A 16,544-nucleotide genomic window follows, 5' to 3' on the forward strand; every position below is an offset into this window, starting at 1 on the left:
CAACCGACGTAGACACCCTTCTCGACCGACCACACTTTCATCTCGCTTCACCTCCCTTTCCCAAGCATGACTGACGCGACGACTACGATGGAGGCACCCTAATGGAGGGGTCGCCGACCGACTTCGGGTCCGCCTACAGACTCCTGTCCGGGGCGGTTGTCCCACGGCCCATCGCGTGGGTGAGTACTCGCGACGACGGCGCAGACAACCTCGCACCGTACAGTTTCTTCACCGTCGCCAGCATCGACCCGCCGATTGTCGTATTCGCACCCGTCGGCCGCGGTGACGACCTGAAAGATACGCCGCGAAACGCCATCGAACACGGCGAGTTCGTCGTCAACGTGGTCACCCGCGACCTCGTCGACCAGATGAACGAGACCGCTGCGACAGTCTCCGCTGGTGTCGACGAGTTCGACCACGCCGGCGTCGAGAAAGCCGAGTCCACGGTCGTCGACGCGCCGCGCGTCGCCGATGCGCACGTCGCCTTCGAGTGTACGCTCCACGATACCGTCGAGATGGGGTCGTCCACACTCGTCTTCGGTGAAGTCGTCCACGCCCACGTCGCAGACGACGTCTTGACCGACGGGAAACTCGATACGACAAAACTCGAAGCGGTCGGACGACTCGCGGGGAGTCAGTACGTTCACACGACAGACCGATTCGAACTCACGCGGCCGCCGTAGGCGGGAAGATTTATTTCTCGATGTTCTGTTCCTTCGGCTAATGAGTGACGTGTCGCTGTCGAACGTGCTCTCTTTCCTCGATGTCGACGACCTCGCGACCGTCGTCGAGCGAGTGCGCGCTCGACGTGGTGAACGAACGAAGCGAGTCCACCGCGACGACCGGACGTTCCTCTTCGTCGCACCGGAAGGTGAAAAGCAACCGACTGAGGTCGTCTGGGTCGATATCGCAGCCGAGTTCGACACGAAGACGGTCGAAGTGTTCGCCGAGCGCTGCGACTCGCGGGACGTCTCCGGGACGCTCCTCACGACCGGTGATGGAGACGAGGCTCGGGAGACGCTGGCGAGAGCCTTCGCAACCGAAGAGCAATTCGAAGAACCCGAAGACGAAGAGGCGGAACCGGAACTCGCGGTCAACCCCGAGGACGTCGAGACACCGATTACGCTCGAAACGCTCGACGACCTCGTCGAGGCGCTGGAGGAACACGAACTCGACGAGGACGTCATCGACGAGTATCACGAACCGCACGAACCCGAGTTCGAAGAGGTGCTCAACGAAATCGACGCGGAGGAGGAGGCGGCAGCCGCGACAGCCGACACGTCTGACTCGGGACTCGGACTGACGACGCTTCTCCTCGTCGCAGTCGTGCTCGTCATTCTCGTCGGCGGAGCGCTGGTCGTACTCGGCGTTCTCTGAGGACTGTTCGCCACGTATCCGTCGCCTTCTCACTCAGCGGCGTCGAGAGACGATATCGTCGATTCGGCGGAGTGCCACCGCACAGACTGCTGCGTAGGGCGCAGCGCACAGCGGAATTTCGAATGCGACTTCACACTGTTCGACACCGGCCGGTTTCACTCGGTGGCCGGTGGCGGAGACACCAGCGACGCGCCACGTCCAGCGATAGTCTCGACACGTTTCGACGACGAACGGAATCCACGCGCCGGCAACCTTGACTTCGCCGCGGGTTCCCTCCTCGATTGCTCCTTCGACACCCCGGACCGCCGAGACAGATGGTCCCCACGCAGGCCAGTGAGCGACGGTGACGAGAACGTCCCACACCTCGTCGAGTGGCGCGTCGACGACGCGAGCGACGACCAATCGCCGACCATCGGGCGTCTGCTCGATTCGAGAGCGTCGACCTGATATCACATTCATCAACCTAGTATGGTAATAAGTCGTAATATAACATGGGCGAAAACTTTACATAGAAACCGAGTTAGGTGATACCAAGATGCACACAAACCACTCCGAACCCCGACGAAGCATGAAAGACGTTAGCCACACGCCGCCAGCGGGCGAGAGCGTCACCAACGTCTGGGAACGAGGAAACGAAGCAGAAGCAAACGCAGACGACTGACAATCCGAACACAGACAGGTAAGAGACCAGATACGGCAACGAAGGAACCGAACACAAACAACTGAGAAACCGAACAGAACGGCGAACTCGTACCGGCGGTCGTCTCCACGACCCCTGTCGTGGGGGTCTCCTTCTCCGTTCGAACTGACTCCGCGCACAGTGACGACGTTCCGTCTCCGCGAAGGTGTTCTGTCTCCGCGAAGGCGTTCCATCTCCACGAAGGCGTTCCATCTCCACGAAGGCGTTCCATCTCCACGAAGGCGTTCCATCTCCGCGAAGCCGAACCGTGTCGACCGACTCGCCGTTCCGATACCTATCGGGACGTTTAACCCCGAGTCCGACGGGCGTTCGAATATGAAGGCTACCGCCAAGGCTCACCCGATTCAGGGCCTCGTGAAGTATCACGGGATGCGAGACACGGAGCGCCGAATGCCGTACCACGACAGCATCAGCGTCTGCACGGCACCGAGCCACACGAAGACGACAGTCGAATTCCTCCCCGACGCCGACGAAGACGTCTACGTCATCGGCGGCGAGGAAGTCGACGGGCGCGGTGCGGAGCGTATCTGCGCCGTCGTCGACCGAGTCCGCGAGCTGGCCGACTTCGACCACCGGGTTCGACTGGAGAGTGAGAACTCCTTCCCCTCGAACATCGGGTTCGGGTCGTCGGCGTCCGGGTTCGCCGCCGCCGCGATGGCCCTCGCCGAGGCGGCCGACCTCGACATGACGCGCCCCGAAGTCTCGACTATCGCCCGCCGCGGGTCGGCTTCTGCCGCCCGCGCCGTTACGGGTGCGTTCTCGCATCTCTACTCCGGGATGAACGACACCGACTGTCGCTCCGAGCGCATCGAGACCGACCTCGAAGACGACCTGCGCATCGTCGCCGCGCACGTCCCGGCTTACAAGGAGACCGAACAGGCCCACGCCGAAGCGGCGGACAGCCACATGTTCGACGCACGGATGGCGCACATACACGCCCAAATCGACGACATGCGTGACGCGCTGTACGACGCCGACTTCGACGCCGCCTTCGAACTCGCCGAACACGACTCGCTGTCGCTCGCGGCGACGACCATGACCGGCCCCGCCGGATGGGTCTACTGGCAACCACGCACTATCGCCGTCTTCAACGCCGTCCGCGAACTGCGCACCGAAGAAGAGATTCCGGTCTACTTCTCGACCGACACGGGCGCGAGCGTCTACATCAACACGACCGAGGAGTACGTCGACCGCGTCGAGGAAGTCGTCGCCGACTGCGGCGTCGAGACTGACGTGTGGAGCGTCGGCGGTCCGGCCGAAGTCCTCGACGAGTCCGAAGCGCTGTTCTAACAGCGCGACTGCGTTCTGACATCGCGACGCGACAGTCTACCACCTCGGCGCGATGGTGTGCCTCGCCCACGTTGATTTTCTGCTGCCGTCACCCTCATTTCTCTCGGCTCCTACGTCACGGTCATGCGCGTCCTCGTACTCGGCGCAGGATATGCTGGCCTGACACTCGCCCGCGACCTCGAACGCCGACTCCCGGCAGCCGTCGAGTTGACCGTCGTCAACGACTCGCCCTTCCACCTCGTCCAACACGAGGTCCACCGCGCGATTCGTCGCCCGTCTGTCGCCGACGCTATCGAAGTCCCACTCGACGAGGCGCTCGACCGCGCCGAAATCGTCGTCGACCGCGTGACCGACATCGACAGGACGGGACGCCGGGTCCACCTCGCCGACGCTGACCCACTCGACTACGACTACTGCGCGGTCTGTCTCGGCGCGACGACCGCATACTACGACATTCCGGGCCTCGAATCCCACGCGATTCCCCTCAAGTCACTGGACGACGCGGCAGCAATCCGTGCTCGCTACTTCGACGCCTGCGACGACGGCGGCCGAGTCGTCGTCGGCGGGGCCGGTCTCTCGGGTATCCAAGTCGCCGGTGAGCTCGCGACACTCAGCGCCGAAGAAGACGCGCACACCGATATCGTCCTCGTCGAGCAGTTAGACACTGTCGCGCCCTCGTTTCCCGAGTCGTTCCAGCGCGCCGTTCGAGACGAGTTACTCGACCGCGGCGTCGAGATTCGAACTGAGACGACCGTCGAGTCCGTAAGCGCGTCGACCGTCGAGACTGATACCGGCGACCTCGATTACGAACTGCTCATCTGGGCCGGAGGGCTCGCCGGGCAAGACGCGATGGGTGCCGACAGGCCCGCCGTCCGCGCCGACCTCCGTCTCGACCGTCGAACCTACGTCGTCGGTGACGCTGCCCGAGCCGTGGACGCCGACGGGGAACCCGTCCCCGCGAGTGCCTCCGCGGCAATCCGCGAAGCGAAAGTCGTCGGCGAAAACATCGCGGAACAGGTCGCCTACGAACAGACTGGTGACTTCGGTGACTTCCCGCCCCGGCCGCGACAGTATCGGTTCGACGTCCCCGGCTGGATTGTCTCTGTCGGCGACGGGGCCGTCGCACAGGTCGGCCCGAGCATCTTCTGTGGGAGCGCGGCGAAGGCGATGAAAGCGACCGTGGGAGCAGGCCACCTCACGTCGGTCGGTGCCATCTCGAAGGCGGCCGAACTCGTCGAAGAGGAACTGAACAGCTAATCGAAACATCTCGGCGGGAGAGGGGCGCCCACACCGAATTCGCTGCTGTCTCGATGGTGGTTTTTATCCGGTTCCGATTCTTCCGGCCGTACGAGATGGGACGGTCGAGTGGCGCGGCCCGAGAGCTAGACGGTGTGAGGTCGTCGTTCCAGTGAGCGGTGTGAGTTCGACGAGTCGTATCAACACAGTGAACGATGTGGTGCCAGTGAGTGTCGACGTCTGATGGAGTGGCAGTACACAATCTACGCGTATCCGACGGTATTCGCCGCCGTAGCGTCGGCCATCATCTTCGTCTACACCCTCGATTTCATGCGGCAACGGGGGCAGAGCCCGGTCGCGCTTTCGTTTGCCGCGCTCGCGGTGGCGACGACACTCTGGACCGGGACGACCGTCGTCAAGCTACTCGCCGTGGATGCGGGCGTGAAGCTCCTCGCCTACAAGGTGTTGCACATCGGCGGCACGTTCGCTCCGCCGGCGTTTCTCCTCTTCGCGCTGGCTTACACCGACCGGAAACAGTACCTGAACAGGAAGACCGTCGGGGCGATATTCGTCGTTCCGTCGGTGTTCGTCCTCGTGTTGTTTACCAACCCGATGGAACTCGCGTACACGGGGTGGGACCTCTCCACGACCGCCAATGGCGTCAGGACGCTTAGTGTCGAGGACGGTCCCGTAAGCACCCTCACGTTCATCTACGTGTTCGCCGCTCTCTTCACGGCGTTCAGCGTTATCGGACACCACGCTATCAGGCTCCGCAAACCGTTCAGCCTGCAAGCGGCGTTGTTACTCACCGGCATGGTCGCGCCAACTGTCATCGCCGTGTTCGAGTTCACAGACACGCCACCGCTCGCGGGCGGCGTGAACCTCGTCCCGGCGTCGCTCGCGATTCCGACGATGCTGTACGCGATTGCCGTCTTCCGCTACAAGCTTCTCGACATTCTCCCCATCGCCTACGCCGCGGCCGGGGAGCACTCGACCGACGGGTTCATCGTCCTCGACTCGTCGGAGACCGTCGTTCACACGAACGACACCGCCGGCAACTTGCTCGGGACGAGACGGCCGCTCAGAGGGAACGCCGCAGCCGACGTGATTCCGGCGTACGACCAGCTGAAGCGAAGCGACGAGCCGCTCGACTGCCAGGTACAGCAAGCACCGAACCGATACGTGGAACTCACGCGGATTCCGCTCGAACAGTCCTACGGGCGCGTCGGCTGGGTCATCACCGTCCGGGACGTGACGCCGCGAAAGCAGTACGAACTGTCGCTGGAGTCGCGAAACGACGAACTGGAGATGTTGAACCGAATCGTCAGACACGACATCCGAAACGACATGCAAATCGTCACCGCCTACATCGAGCTGGCGATGGAAGACGGGCTGGTCGAGCCGGACGGGCGACCATATCTCCAGACGGCGCTCACCCGGGCGCAGAACACAGTCGAGTTGACCGACGCCCTCGGTCAGTTAACGAAAGTGACCAACGAGGACGAACGACTGTATTCGGTCGACGTCGGCACCGTCGTCTCGAAAGTCGCCGACAGCGTCCGCGAGAGCCACCCCGAGGCCACGATTACGGTCGCGTCGCTTCCGGCGGCGGCTATCCTCGGAAACGACCTCCTCGAATCCGTCTTCGTGAACATCATCGAGAATGCAATCGTCCACAACGACGCTGACGACCCCGCCGTCGACGTGGGACTGTCGGTGACTGAGGACGTTGCAACCGTCCGAATCGGCGATAACGGCCCCGGAATTCCAGACGACAAGAAGAAAGAGGTCTTCGGAAAAGGGGAGAAGGGCCTCGAAAGCCCGGGAACGGGGGTTGGTCTCTACCTCGTCGACGCAATCGTCACAACCTACGGCGGGAAGGTGTGGGTCGAAGACAACGACCCCCGCGGCGCGCGGTTCATGGTCGAACTCCCGTTGGCGTGAGTGGTCCGCGCGAGGAGCGCGACAGGTTTTCAGTGGTCGGTGCGATGGGACAGACTTGTGAGAGCGCCGCTCATCGCCACCAGGACGATGACCAACGTCGAAGATATCTCCGATGACTTAAAACACCGAAATTTGGAGCCTGGAGCACTATATCTGCATATTATCTCGTGAGCAAAAACTCGAACACAGACAACAGAGTCTCCGTTTCTTTGAGTGTCACAAACATTATTGGAGTCGTTTGTGATTAATAACCATGGATTTCCATCTCACAGAGGAGCAAGAGGCCATCCGCGAGGAGGTCCGCCGATTCGCCGAGAACGAGATTGCACCCGTCGCCAGCGAGTACGACGAGGAAGAAAAGTACCCCCACGACATCATGCAGAAGGCAGCCAAGATGGGGCTGACCGGGGCACACTTCCCCGTCGAGTACGGTGGTGTCGGGTACTCGTCGCTGGAGAACGCGCTCGTCACGGAGGAACTGTTCGCCGTCGACCCCGGAATCGGACTCTGTATCACGAGTGCTGGCTTCGGAGCAGAGGCCATCATCAACTTCGGAACCGAAGACCAGAAAGAGCGATTCCTGCCGCCTATCGTGGAGGGAGAGTCCGTGATGGGCGCGGCAATCAGTGAACCGCAGGCTGGTTCAGACGTGACGTCCGTGCGCACGCAGGCAGAGAAAGACGGCGACGAGTGGGTCCTCAACGGCAACAAGATGTGGATTACGAACGGGACCGTCGGCGACTACTTCGTCGTCATGTGCCAGACTGACCCCGACGCGGACGACCGCTACTCCGGGTTCTCCCAAATCGTCGTCGAGTCCGACCGTGACGGATTCAGCGCCGACAAGATTACCGGAAAGATGGGCATTCGCGCCAGCGACACGGCCGAACTCATCCTCGACGACGTGCGCGTCCCCGAAGAGAACCTCATCGGAACCGAAGGGATGGGCTTCCTTCAGCTCATGCAGTTCTTCGACGAGACCCGGACCGCAGTGGCCGCACAAGGCGTCGGCATCGCCAAGGGTGCTTGCGAGCGCGCACTCGAATACGCGAAAGAGCGCGAACAGTTCGGTCGCTCCATCAGCGACTTCCAGGCGATTCAGCACAAACTCGCCGAGATGCACACCGCGACCGAAGCCGCGCGCCAGTTGACCTACAAGTCCGCCTGGAGCGTCGACAACGACGAGGGCCAACTGACTGCGCTCGCGTCGATGGCCAAGGAGTTCGCATCCGACGTCGCCACCGACGTCGCCGACGAAGCCGTCCAGATTCACGGTGGTGCCGGGTTCGTCAACGACCACGACGTCGAACGTCTCTACCGCGACTCCAAGATTACCCAGATTTACGAGGGGACGACCGAGATTCAAAAGACCATCATCGCACGCGAACTGCTCGGGAAGGGCTTCTAACCCACCCCGTTCGGTCGCCGCTCCGGCGGCGGCGTCACCGAGAAGCACGTCGATTCGACACGAAGTACTAACACCATGTCTGTGGTATAACACGTCATGCCGCGAAAAGATGGCAAGCGAAACTTCGTCCTCATCGAAGACGACGGTGAAGAAACGAGCGTGTTTAGCGGACAGTATCCACGGCAGGCGGCGTTGAAAGCCGCCCGTCGACTCCATCCCGCCCCGAGCCGTGACGAGGTAGACGGGAAAGCCACCCTGCGACTCCGCGAGCGTGGGACCGACCGCGTCCACGTCTACGATGGCTGGGCGTGGACCGAATCGAAGACCGACGACGACCCCGAGTGGATGGGCGACAGCGTCACGCGAGCCAACGTCTCGAAACAGGGCATCGAACACCTCGACGAGTGACCGCCCGGCAGTTACCGTCGTGACGACGAGCGGTCGGTCGCCGCCTCCAACGTGCAAGGCGTCTCTACGCGTCACGTGCAGGAGGCGTCTCCAGCGCCGATTTAGCTGTCTTGCCGTTCGAAGACTCGCAACGTATCCGGGTCGCCGCGCGCGACGTCGCGCTGTGAAAAGCCGAACTGTGTGAAGATATCGTTCCAGTCGCGGTAGTAGAGCGGAAAGTCGTACTGAGTGTCGTTCACGTCGGAACCGTTCGATTGGTCGTCGTCAGCCCCCTCGTTTTCGACGGTGACGAGAAGGTCGTTCGTACACCGGGCGAGTTCTTCGAAGACCCACGCGTCGTCGGGATGGATGTGCTGAAGCGTCTCGATAGAGTACACGACGTCGAACTGGCCGTCGTCGAACTCCTCGACGACGTCCTCGATGGCTGCCGCGTAGAACGTGCCGCTGGCAGCGAGTTCGGGATACGCCTCTCGCATCACCTCGAACGAGTCGTCGTTGATGTCGATGCCGTAGACGTTCTCGAAGCCGTTGTCCCGAAGGTGCGACAGATGTCGCCCCGACCCGCATCCGAGTTCTAACACCGACGCAGACGGGTCGATGGCGTCGTCGAGAATCTGATGAATCGCTTCGCTCGTTTCGTTCGGGCCGTAATAGGCGTAGTACTCCGGGGAAAACTCTCCCGACCGGTCTGCCCACTGCCGACGAACATCGTTAGGACCCACAGGAATCACGGGTTCCTCGACGGGTAAAGCCTCGTCGGACGAGCGGTCCCCGATGCTGCGACCAGAACTGCCGATACCACAGAATCCACTCCGAACACCGACGATGCGCTAGCCGAGCACACACAGAATAGACGAATCAGAACAAATGTCTATTTGAGTGGCGACATCAGAAAAAGAATTCAACAAAATCGAGGCATGACACTACGACCCTCACAAGCTTTATCCCCAAACGGCCACTGTGTCCAAAAGCAATGGCGAAAGGAAACGTTGATTTCTTCAACGACACTGGCGGCTACGGTTTCATTTCGACGGACGATGCGGACGACGACGTGTTCTTCCACATGGAAGACATCGGCGGCCCTGACCTCGAAGAAGGAACGGATGTGGAGTTTGACATTGAACAGGCCCCCAAGGGCCCGCGTGCGACGAACCTCACGCGTCTTTAAATCGGTAGGACGTCGCGCGTAGCGACAATACTACGGATTATTTCTCACGAAGCTACACTCGAAGAGCGGCGGTGCTCTCGAACGCTGTGCGACGTATCGAACACAGTCTCATCACTCGCCGAGACTGTCAGACACTGCGTTAAGTAAACTATTCTACCGTTGCATACAGTTTTGCTCAGTTGGATTGTATATCGTGCATGATATCCGCGCTCGTCATTGGGGGAACTGGCTTCGTCGGCCACCACACCACAGCAGAACTGCTCGACCACGGATACGAGGTGACGGTGTTCAGCCGTGGGGTCCGAGACTATCTATCGGACCCGCGCGACGGCGTCTCCTACGTCACGGTCGATAGAACCGACGCCGACTCGCTCGAATCGGCCGCCGAACGCGTCGACCCCGACATCGTCATCGACAACGCCCTCTTCCACCCGGAACACGCACGCGAGGCAGTGGAGATTTTCGCAGACGTCGAGGCGTACGTCTACGTCTCCAGCGGTGGCGTCTACGACGCCCACGAGATTCCGAAGCGAGAGGACGAAACCACACTGCATTCGTTCTCCGCAGAACAGGCGGGCGACAACACGATGCGAACCTACGGCCCTCGCAAGGCCGAGTGTGACCGAATCGTCAGGGCCGCTGCCGACCGAGGCGTCGCAGCCACGTGTGTCCGACCGACGATGGTCTACGGGCCAAAATCGGCCGCCTCCAGCGACACCTCGTTGGTGGGGTCTATCTCTTGGGCGGCAGACCTTCCAGAGCTACAGGACCACCACGACTACTGGATCGACCGACTCGACCGCTACGACCGGGTCGTCGTCCCCGGCGACGGAACCGCAATCTGGCACCGCGTGTACGTCGAAGACGTGGCGCGGGCACTCCGAATCGTCGCCGAGGAGGGGACGCCCGGCGAAGCCTACAACGCGGCCGACCGCACCGTGTTCACGATGGAAGACGTCATCGACCTCATCGCCGAGTCGCTCGATACCACCGTGGAAGTGTTCCACGCGAGTCGCCGCGAACTCGCCGAATTCGGTCTCGAACCGGACGACTTCGTCCTCTATCACCACCTCGGAAGCGACTACCCGCACGTGCTCTCGACGTGCAAACTCTCGTCACTTGGATGGGACTCGACGCCGCCAGCGGTGGCCATGGAACGGACTGTCGAAGAATCGCTGGCGAGCGAGCGCGACGGCAGCATGTTCGACCCGGGGCGAGACGCTGAAGAACGATTCCTCGACGCAGTAACCGGCTAGCTGCACTGCCCCATGCAAGTGGCTTTAGTGGTGACTCCGCAGTGGTACTCGCCGTCCCCGCCGTCTTCAGTGGTCGTGGAACGAGTCGTGAAGTTCCCGTGCCTCTTCGAACGTCGTCGTAATCCACTCACCGTCCTCTTGGAGTTTGATTTGGACCATCCCGTCCGGGATGTCCGCCTCCACGGTCTTCGCGTGGGCCTCGACGAGATGCTCGGCATACTGCGCCATCGCCGCATCCGCAGACGGGGCGATAGCCTGCCACGAACAGCCCGGGTGTGAGCAGCGTTTCATTCTCTTACCACCGGCATTTCCCGGCCCAGTATGAATCTTTTCTTCAGTGCAGCATTCTTGGTAGTCGGGCTGACAGTATCGAGACCGGCTAGCTCGCTTGTCCGAACGCACCACGCCGAATTGGACAGAGAGTTGGAAGAGAGTTGGAAAAGAGCTCAAGTAGATTTCTGGACGAGTATACACCTGCACAGTAGTGAATTCGGTGTTCGGCCGCAAACACACTGGGTTCCGCTCACAGACACACGTCAGCTTCACCGTCGCCAATGTCCCATCCAACACACCCTGTCACCGACCGATTGCCCGGCATCGAATCAGTGCTCGTCGCACTTCTCGCCGGCGTCGCGGGCGTCGCAGGGTCGTTTGCTGTCGCCGCGTTCACCCCCGCGTTTATCGCCGGCCCGATTGCGGGATTCATGGCCCGAACGCTTCCAGGTGCGCTCATCACGTTCAGTATCGTCGTGCTTGGCGACGTGGGGAGCCAGCTCAACGTCCTCCTCGCGGTGGGCCTTTCGACCACCGTCTTCGCTGTCGCGGCACTACTCGGACAGGCCGTCGGACAGCGCACGGCGTATCCCATCGCTGGCGTCGTCGCGGCCGCGACGGCCGCACTCATCTCGGTCGGGATTACCGCCGCACCGACTGCCTCGGTCGTCGCGGGCGTCGCTACCGGAACCGTGGTTCTGCTCTCCGACCTCGGCCGGAGTCAACCCGTTTCGTCGCTTACGTCCCGGGCTTCCGACCTCTCTGCAGGCCGCCGACGTCTGCTCGCAGCGGTTGCGAGTGCAGCCTCGCTCGGCATCGGTGGCTACGTACTCGGCTCGCAGCAATCGACCCAGGTCTCCCCACCGACGTTCGAAGGAATCCAACCGTGGGCCGCTCCCGAAGTCGAACCGCTCCTCGCGGAAGCGGCCGAGAAATCCCTCGACGTCTCGGGGCTCGAACCCCTCGTGAGCGACCGCTTCTACGAGGTCGACATCAACTCCACCGACCCGACGCTCGACGCCGCCTCGTGGTCGCTGACTGTCACCGGCACGGTCGACCGAGAGCTATCCTACTCGTACGAGGACATCCTCGCGATGGAGGTCGACCACCAGTTCGTCTCGCTGCGCTGTGTCGGCGAGGCACTCAACGGGAAGAAGATGGACAACGCGCTGTGGACTGGCGTCTCGATTATGGACCTCGTCGAACCCGCCGGCCTCCCCGAAGGCTGCTGTGTGATGCTCCGCGCCGCCGACGGGTTCTACGAAGAATTCCCGCTTTCAGCCCTCCAAGACGGGTTTCTCGCCATCGGAATGAACGGGGGGCCGCTTCCCCGCGGCCACGGCTACCCCGCGCGGGCACTCATCCCCGGCCACTGGGGCGAAATCAACGTCAAGTGGCTCACCGAAATCGAGATTCTCGAAGCAGAGCAAGACGGCTACTGGGAAGAACGCGGCTGGCACGGAACCGGCCCGGTCAACACGGTCGCGAAACTCCACGTCATCAACACGCTCGACGATGGCCGCAAGCAAGTCGGTGGCCACGCCTACGCGGGCGTTCGAGGTATCGACCGCGTCGAAGTCTCGACCGACGGCGGCGACACGTGGGTCGACGCCACACTCTCGGACCCGCTTCCCGGAGCCGACGTGTGGCGACAGTGGACCCACACCTACGACCCGCCGGAGGGCGAACACGAAGTCGTCGTCCGCGCCACCGACGGCACGGGCGCACTCCAACCCGAAGCAAAGTCGTCGCCGTTCCCGAGCGGGCCGTCTGGCTGGGTGACGAAAACCGTCCGGTAGCGATATCGGTCTGGACGTGACCCAGCTATTCAAAGGCAGATTCTGACGAGGGGACGAGAGAGGGGACGAGGGAGGACACGGAGGGAGGGGACTCAGCCCCCGTGTTCCCCGGTGTTAGACGGTGAACGTCGTTTCAGTAGCGCTCGTGTTGCCGTGTGAGTCGGTCACGACGAGTTTCAGCGAGAACGTGTTGTCGTCGGCGAACTGCTCGACGAGCGTCGGGCCGGTCTTCCACGGCGAAGACAGGTAGTCGTCTTGGTGCTCGTGGTTTCGGACGTACCATTCGTAGGACTCGATAGTGCCACGCGGCGCTGCCGAGAGTCGGCCACTGAAGGTAATCGGCCCGCTGTTGTCCGGTGCTTCAGGAAGTCGGGTGATGCGTGCGGTCGGTGTGACCGTTTGGTGTGCGATGAAATCCAGTCGCGTGCTGTCCGTGTTCCCGTCGTTGTCAGTGACGACGAGTTTCAGCGAAAACGGACTGTCCGCGAACGATTCGGTGAACGTCGTGCCGGTCTTCCACGGCGAGGAGAGAAAGTCGTCCTGCGTCTCGTTGTTGCGAACGTACCATTCGTAGGACTGGATTCCGGCGGGTGCGCTCGATTCGCTCGCATCGAACGTAATCTCGTCGCCCTGTTCGGCCGGAAGCGAGTCGGCGTTGATGACGGCCGTGGGGCCACTCGATGCGGCGGCGCTGCCGGTACTCGCGCCAACGCTAAGCATCCCAATCCCCGCTGCTGCGCCAGTCTTGAGGACCGTTCGTCGCGTCGAGTCGTCGACCAATCCAGAGTCGTCGTTGTCGTCTTTCATGACAACATCCCAATTGTATTCAAACTACATATTGAACGTTATGGGAGCGAGGTTCCGCCGTCGCCACTGGACGTGCACCCCATCTCACGGTGAAAAATCTAATTAAAAACGTTTCGCTATTCTTGGATTTTCCAAAACTTCTAACAGTTGATAACTTAAAACTCCGGTCGAATTTTCCTGTCCGATTCATGGCTGTGAGAAAGGATTAAATATCTGATAATAATTAACTGGTAGCAGCCACTGGCTGGAAATGCAATGCAAGAATCCAAACTCAATGCATTGACGCTCGCACTGCCACTGATTCCAGCCTTCGTGCTTGCAAGTTGGCTCGACGTAGCCAAGGCCGGTCTCGAAATACTGCAGATAATCCTCGGCCTCTTCTGACACGACGGGGGGCTTCGCAGCCACTCCCCCGTCCCTGTCTGGCATTCAGACCACAGTGGCTAGTCGTGTCTCCGTCTGCAACTTCTGCGGCATCGACGAAAGTGAGGTTCAAAGTCGACCGACGAACCGACCTGTTTACACCGAATCGGTGACGAGCGACTTACATGAGCCTCGATTCGAGCGACGACCCGACTGTTCCGATTGTCTGCGACGACTGTGGCACGCGAACCCGCGTTCCGCTTTCCGACCTCGCAGACCTCCTCGAACGACACAACGAGACCCGCCACGACGGCGAGTCGGTCGCCACGGTCGAACCCGAACTCGCAGAGCAAATTGCGGACCTCGTCACGGAAGATATGGGACTGCTCGAAGAGTAGCCCGGTGGCGTGGTGTCGAGTTGGCTGTTGGTCAGTCTCGCGGGTTTTCCGGGAGAGAGCACGTTGCGAACCCTGTCGCGGCGTGGGTGCTCGATTACAGTCGAAACTGGGTTTCCAGACGAATGAGTAAACTCAGCAAAGTGGGGATACTCGAAGAGGTCGAGCGCAGGTACTCCCGGACTTCTACGGAGGGGTGTGTCTATTTCGCGGGGGAGATCGACGCCTCGACGTTGGAACAAAGCGAGTGAGATAGCACCCACCACCCTGACCCGTAAAGGGGGCGGGTGGATGGGTGGGTAAGTGAGGAACATCGGGAAAACTAGACTGACAACCACAGATATAATCAGATCTCAGATTATTTGTCGGATGATGGACCGACGTGAGTTGTTCGCGGGTGTGTTTTTATCCTCAGCAATTGGCATTTTTGTAGGGGGAATTACAGGGTACGTTCCAGCATCATTGTCTCAGGTTTTCAGTACACTTGCCGCAGTACAAGCGACTCTTCTGAGTATTATTGTTGCAATTTATGTTCTTGCAAGTCAGTTAATTTCAGACCGCTATTCTCCACGAGTACTAGAGTTTGAAGCTGGAGATAGCAACTTCGCAGTTATTGTTTCGGTCTTTGGACTCTCGATTCTCATTGATGTTATTAGTATGACATTCTATGAATCTATTGGGGAAGATACAGCGATAAGTAGCATAGTATTATTCACGTCGATATCTTTCGCAACATTATCATTTCTCACGCTATTCCTAGTTCAAGATGAAATGGTTGGGCGGGCACAGCCAGATAGAATTGCAAAATTAATCGAAAAGTCGATCACGTGGGATTCGCTTAGTAAAAAGATTCGTAGCGACGACCTATCAAGACCATTTTACAACCAATTTGAAACTACCCGAGAAGCGGTGAAATCAAGTGATCTCCAGAATTCGAGGGTAGTCACTAAAGCCCTGACAGACTCAATTAAGACTGTATTCGAAACGGCACTTTCTAGATCTGATGACACCACCGCAGCTAGCATCTTGATTTTATCACTTGGTGTTGTTGATGAATTAGAAAGAATAGGTGAACTTGCGATCGACAGAGCTGACAGACAGATGGTCGACAATGTTGCGAACTGCTTAGCAGATATTGCGCAAAATGCTATTGACAATGATTTTGAAAGGTTAGCCACCAATTCTGTAAGCTCTCTTCATCAGATGAGCACAAGGATTATTCCAGATATGCTTGGAGATACATTAGCCAAGTCAACTTGGATAAGGTATGATGATATTTTGACTAGTGCTTCAGAGAAGGATATAGGCCGAACAATTGGAATGACCACAAATGCAATTTCTTTGTTGGTTTCTGATTTTTCTGAAGATTTCAAGCCATTCTCGCCACATGGCACAACCGTTGTGGATGTTTTAGTTAGAATCCTATTAGATGGTTGGATTGTATATGTCAAGAACCACGGGACAACAGTCCCGATGAGTGAAATTGGATATGGTGACCCCAAATACATGAGCGCAGACCTACTGGAATATGAACATAGTTTCAACCATTTTGAAGATGGGTTCCAAAGTGTATCCAGTTCAATTTTCAAAATGCGAGGAAAGGGGACGGTAGAACGCACATTCACTCTAAAGATTGAACAGACGATTCTTTCAAAACTTGAAGAATTAGCAATTGAATCTGCAAAAATTGAGAACTTTGACCTCACATATCATTTTACAATGGTCCTGATTTTCATCGGGATCTCGATAGGGACTGAGTCAGCACATGTTAATTTGGACAGTAGTGTCCGCAAAGTAATGAGTGAGAACACAATCGGTGAAAATGCCGTCAATTCGGTATTCTCAGAGCTTAGGAAGTTTCCGAATCAAAATGGACCAAGTCCAATCTTCTATACAAGCTTTGACTCTGTAGATTACTTCGACAACCCAACGCTGTTCCTAGATGATCTCATGAAATTAGAGATCCAGCTGTATAATTAACTCTACTCACTAACCAGTAGTCAGAGCTTGAGTTTAGCAGAACCTCATGGAACTCACTCAGTCATCAAACTGCCCCTGAAAGAGACCACTCAGTAGACTCCACACCCACAGCGCGGCGTCGTCCGAATCTTATTTTCTTA

General features: G+C 59.2%; 18 protein-coding genes. 14 read left to right on the plus strand and 4 right to left on the minus strand.

Annotation, left to right across the window (positions count from 1 at the left end; all coding sequences use genetic code 11):
- Positions 1 to 101: 101 nt before the first annotated feature.
- Complete coding sequence (locus KU306_RS11970; protein WP_258302039.1) at positions 102 to 683, plus strand: flavin reductase family protein; 582 nt, start codon at positions 102 to 104, stop codon at positions 681 to 683.
- 40 nt (positions 684 to 723) lie between these two features.
- On the plus strand, positions 724 to 1,377 hold the full coding sequence (locus KU306_RS11975) for a hypothetical protein (RefSeq protein WP_007540000.1): 654 nt from the start codon (positions 724 to 726) through the stop codon (positions 1,375 to 1,377).
- Between the two features lie 33 nt (positions 1,378 to 1,410).
- On the opposite strand, the gene KU306_RS11980 is transcribed toward KU306_RS11975, so the two are convergent.
- Positions 1,411 to 1,836 carry an SRPBCC family protein gene (locus KU306_RS11980; RefSeq protein WP_193788095.1) on the minus strand — a complete coding sequence of 142 codons (426 nt, stop codon included), beginning with the start codon at positions 1,834 to 1,836 and terminating at the stop codon, positions 1,411 to 1,413.
- Between the two features lie 109 nt (positions 1,837 to 1,945).
- Between KU306_RS11980 and KU306_RS19130 the strand changes: the two genes are divergently transcribed.
- From KU306_RS19130 to KU306_RS12005, 6 genes are all read left to right on the plus strand, one after another.
- Positions 1,946 to 2,038 (plus strand): DUF7989 family protein, encoded by a 93-nt coding sequence (locus KU306_RS19130; RefSeq protein ID WP_484494621.1) that lies wholly within the window; start codon positions 1,946 to 1,948, stop codon positions 2,036 to 2,038.
- Positions 2,039 to 2,392: 354 nt separating this feature from the next.
- Positions 2,393 to 3,367, plus strand: coding sequence for a phosphomevalonate decarboxylase MvaD (mvaD, locus tag KU306_RS11985; protein ID WP_258302040.1), 975 nt, complete (start codon positions 2,393 to 2,395; stop codon positions 3,365 to 3,367).
- Between the two features lie 123 nt (positions 3,368 to 3,490).
- The gene (locus tag KU306_RS11990) at positions 3,491 to 4,624 is read left to right on the plus strand and encodes an NAD(P)/FAD-dependent oxidoreductase (RefSeq protein ID WP_258302041.1); all 1,134 of its coding nucleotides are present in this window, start codon (positions 3,491 to 3,493) and stop codon (positions 4,622 to 4,624) included.
- A gap of 222 nt (positions 4,625 to 4,846) precedes the next feature.
- Positions 4,847 to 6,547, plus strand: coding sequence for a histidine kinase N-terminal 7TM domain-containing protein (locus KU306_RS11995; protein WP_258302042.1), 1,701 nt, complete (start codon positions 4,847 to 4,849; stop codon positions 6,545 to 6,547).
- A gap of 253 nt (positions 6,548 to 6,800) precedes the next feature.
- Positions 6,801 to 7,955: an acyl-CoA dehydrogenase family protein gene (locus KU306_RS12000; protein WP_007540013.1), complete on the plus strand. Its 1,155-nt coding sequence runs from the start codon at positions 6,801 to 6,803 to the stop codon at positions 7,953 to 7,955.
- Positions 7,956 to 8,051: 96 nt separating this feature from the next.
- Positions 8,052 to 8,363 (plus strand): non-histone chromosomal MC1 family protein, encoded by a 312-nt coding sequence (locus tag KU306_RS12005; protein ID WP_258302043.1) that lies wholly within the window; start codon positions 8,052 to 8,054, stop codon positions 8,361 to 8,363.
- Positions 8,364 to 8,464: 101 nt separating this feature from the next.
- Here KU306_RS12005 and KU306_RS12010 read toward each other — a convergent pair whose 3' ends face one another.
- Positions 8,465 to 9,085, minus strand: coding sequence for a class I SAM-dependent methyltransferase (locus KU306_RS12010; protein ID WP_258302044.1), 621 nt, complete (start codon positions 9,083 to 9,085; stop codon positions 8,465 to 8,467).
- Positions 9,086 to 9,336: 251 nt separating this feature from the next.
- On the opposite strand from KU306_RS12010, the gene KU306_RS12015 reads away from it, so the two are divergent.
- Together KU306_RS12015 and KU306_RS12020 are read left to right on the plus strand one after the other, a co-directional pair.
- Positions 9,337 to 9,531 carry a cold-shock protein gene (locus KU306_RS12015; protein ID WP_004041873.1) on the plus strand — a complete coding sequence of 65 codons (195 nt, stop codon included), beginning with the start codon at positions 9,337 to 9,339 and terminating at the stop codon, positions 9,529 to 9,531.
- Between the two features lie 197 nt (positions 9,532 to 9,728).
- The gene (locus tag KU306_RS12020; protein ID WP_258302045.1) at positions 9,729 to 10,787 is read left to right on the plus strand and encodes an NAD-dependent epimerase/dehydratase family protein; all 1,059 of its coding nucleotides are present in this window, start codon (positions 9,729 to 9,731) and stop codon (positions 10,785 to 10,787) included.
- Between the two features lie 66 nt (positions 10,788 to 10,853).
- On the opposite strand, the gene KU306_RS12025 is transcribed toward KU306_RS12020, so the two are convergent.
- Positions 10,854 to 11,078, minus strand: a complete 225-nt coding sequence (locus KU306_RS12025; protein ID WP_258302046.1) for a DUF1059 domain-containing protein — start codon at positions 11,076 to 11,078, stop codon at positions 10,854 to 10,856.
- A gap of 263 nt (positions 11,079 to 11,341) precedes the next feature.
- Between KU306_RS12025 and KU306_RS12030 the strand changes: the two genes are divergently transcribed.
- Complete coding sequence (locus tag KU306_RS12030; RefSeq protein WP_007540025.1) at positions 11,342 to 12,859, plus strand: molybdopterin-dependent oxidoreductase; 1,518 nt, start codon at positions 11,342 to 11,344, stop codon at positions 12,857 to 12,859.
- Between the two features lie 114 nt (positions 12,860 to 12,973).
- On the opposite strand, the gene KU306_RS12035 is transcribed toward KU306_RS12030, so the two are convergent.
- Positions 12,974 to 13,666: a PKD domain-containing protein gene (locus KU306_RS12035; RefSeq protein WP_258302047.1), complete on the minus strand. Its 693-nt coding sequence runs from the start codon at positions 13,664 to 13,666 to the stop codon at positions 12,974 to 12,976.
- Between the two features lie 255 nt (positions 13,667 to 13,921).
- Between KU306_RS12035 and KU306_RS12040 the strand changes: the two genes are divergently transcribed.
- The 3 genes from KU306_RS12040 (at position 13,922) to KU306_RS12050 (ending at position 16,404) form a co-directional block, all read left to right on the plus strand.
- Positions 13,922 to 14,050 (plus strand): hypothetical protein, encoded by a 129-nt coding sequence (locus tag KU306_RS12040; RefSeq protein WP_258302048.1) that lies wholly within the window; start codon positions 13,922 to 13,924, stop codon positions 14,048 to 14,050.
- Between the two features lie 164 nt (positions 14,051 to 14,214).
- Positions 14,215 to 14,427: a DUF8149 family protein gene (locus KU306_RS12045; RefSeq protein ID WP_074792510.1), complete on the plus strand. Its 213-nt coding sequence runs from the start codon at positions 14,215 to 14,217 to the stop codon at positions 14,425 to 14,427.
- A 366-nt stretch (positions 14,428 to 14,793) separates the two neighbouring features.
- Complete coding sequence (locus KU306_RS12050) at positions 14,794 to 16,404, plus strand: hypothetical protein (RefSeq protein WP_258302049.1); 1,611 nt, start codon at positions 14,794 to 14,796, stop codon at positions 16,402 to 16,404.
- Positions 16,405 to 16,544: the final 140 nt, after the last annotated feature.

Source organism: Haloferax larsenii (genome assembly GCF_024730625.1).
In the GTDB taxonomy this organism is placed as follows: Archaea; Halobacteriota; Halobacteria; order Halobacteriales; family Haloferacaceae; genus Haloferax; species Haloferax larsenii.

What these genes read in the sequence shown, in the direction of transcription:
- KU306_RS11970 (WP_258302039.1), top strand. Translation starts at nt 102, where the DNA reads ATGGAGGGGTCGCCGACCGACTTCGGGTCCGCCTACAGACTCCTGTCC.
- KU306_RS11975 (WP_007540000.1), top strand. Translation starts at nt 724, where the DNA reads ATGAGTGACGTGTCGCTGTCGAACGTGCTCTCTTTCCTCGATGTCGAC.
- KU306_RS11980 (WP_193788095.1), bottom strand. Translation starts at nt 1,836, where the DNA reads ATGAATGTGATATCAGGTCGACGCTCTCGAATCGAGCAGACGCCCGAT.
- KU306_RS19130 (WP_484494621.1), top strand. Translation starts at nt 1,946, where the DNA reads ATGAAAGACGTTAGCCACACGCCGCCAGCGGGCGAGAGCGTCACCAAC.
- mvaD (WP_258302040.1), top strand. Translation starts at nt 2,393, where the DNA reads ATGAAGGCTACCGCCAAGGCTCACCCGATTCAGGGCCTCGTGAAGTAT.
- KU306_RS11990 (WP_258302041.1), top strand. Translation starts at nt 3,491, where the DNA reads ATGCGCGTCCTCGTACTCGGCGCAGGATATGCTGGCCTGACACTCGCC.
- KU306_RS11995 (WP_258302042.1), top strand. Translation starts at nt 4,847, where the DNA reads ATGGAGTGGCAGTACACAATCTACGCGTATCCGACGGTATTCGCCGCC.
- KU306_RS12000 (WP_007540013.1), top strand. Translation starts at nt 6,801, where the DNA reads ATGGATTTCCATCTCACAGAGGAGCAAGAGGCCATCCGCGAGGAGGTC.
- KU306_RS12005 (WP_258302043.1), top strand. Translation starts at nt 8,052, where the DNA reads ATGCCGCGAAAAGATGGCAAGCGAAACTTCGTCCTCATCGAAGACGAC.
- KU306_RS12015 (WP_004041873.1), top strand. Translation starts at nt 9,337, where the DNA reads ATGGCGAAAGGAAACGTTGATTTCTTCAACGACACTGGCGGCTACGGT.
- KU306_RS12020 (WP_258302045.1), top strand. Translation starts at nt 9,729, where the DNA reads ATGATATCCGCGCTCGTCATTGGGGGAACTGGCTTCGTCGGCCACCAC.
- KU306_RS12025 (WP_258302046.1), bottom strand. Translation starts at nt 11,078, where the DNA reads ATGAAACGCTGCTCACACCCGGGCTGTTCGTGGCAGGCTATCGCCCCG.
- KU306_RS12030 (WP_007540025.1), top strand. Translation starts at nt 11,342, where the DNA reads ATGTCCCATCCAACACACCCTGTCACCGACCGATTGCCCGGCATCGAA.
- KU306_RS12035 (WP_258302047.1), bottom strand. Translation starts at nt 13,666, where the DNA reads ATGAAAGACGACAACGACGACTCTGGATTGGTCGACGACTCGACGCGA.
- KU306_RS12040 (WP_258302048.1), top strand. Translation starts at nt 13,922, where the DNA reads ATGCAAGAATCCAAACTCAATGCATTGACGCTCGCACTGCCACTGATT.
- KU306_RS12045 (WP_074792510.1), top strand. Translation starts at nt 14,215, where the DNA reads ATGAGCCTCGATTCGAGCGACGACCCGACTGTTCCGATTGTCTGCGAC.
- KU306_RS12050 (WP_258302049.1), top strand. Translation starts at nt 14,794, where the DNA reads ATGATGGACCGACGTGAGTTGTTCGCGGGTGTGTTTTTATCCTCAGCA.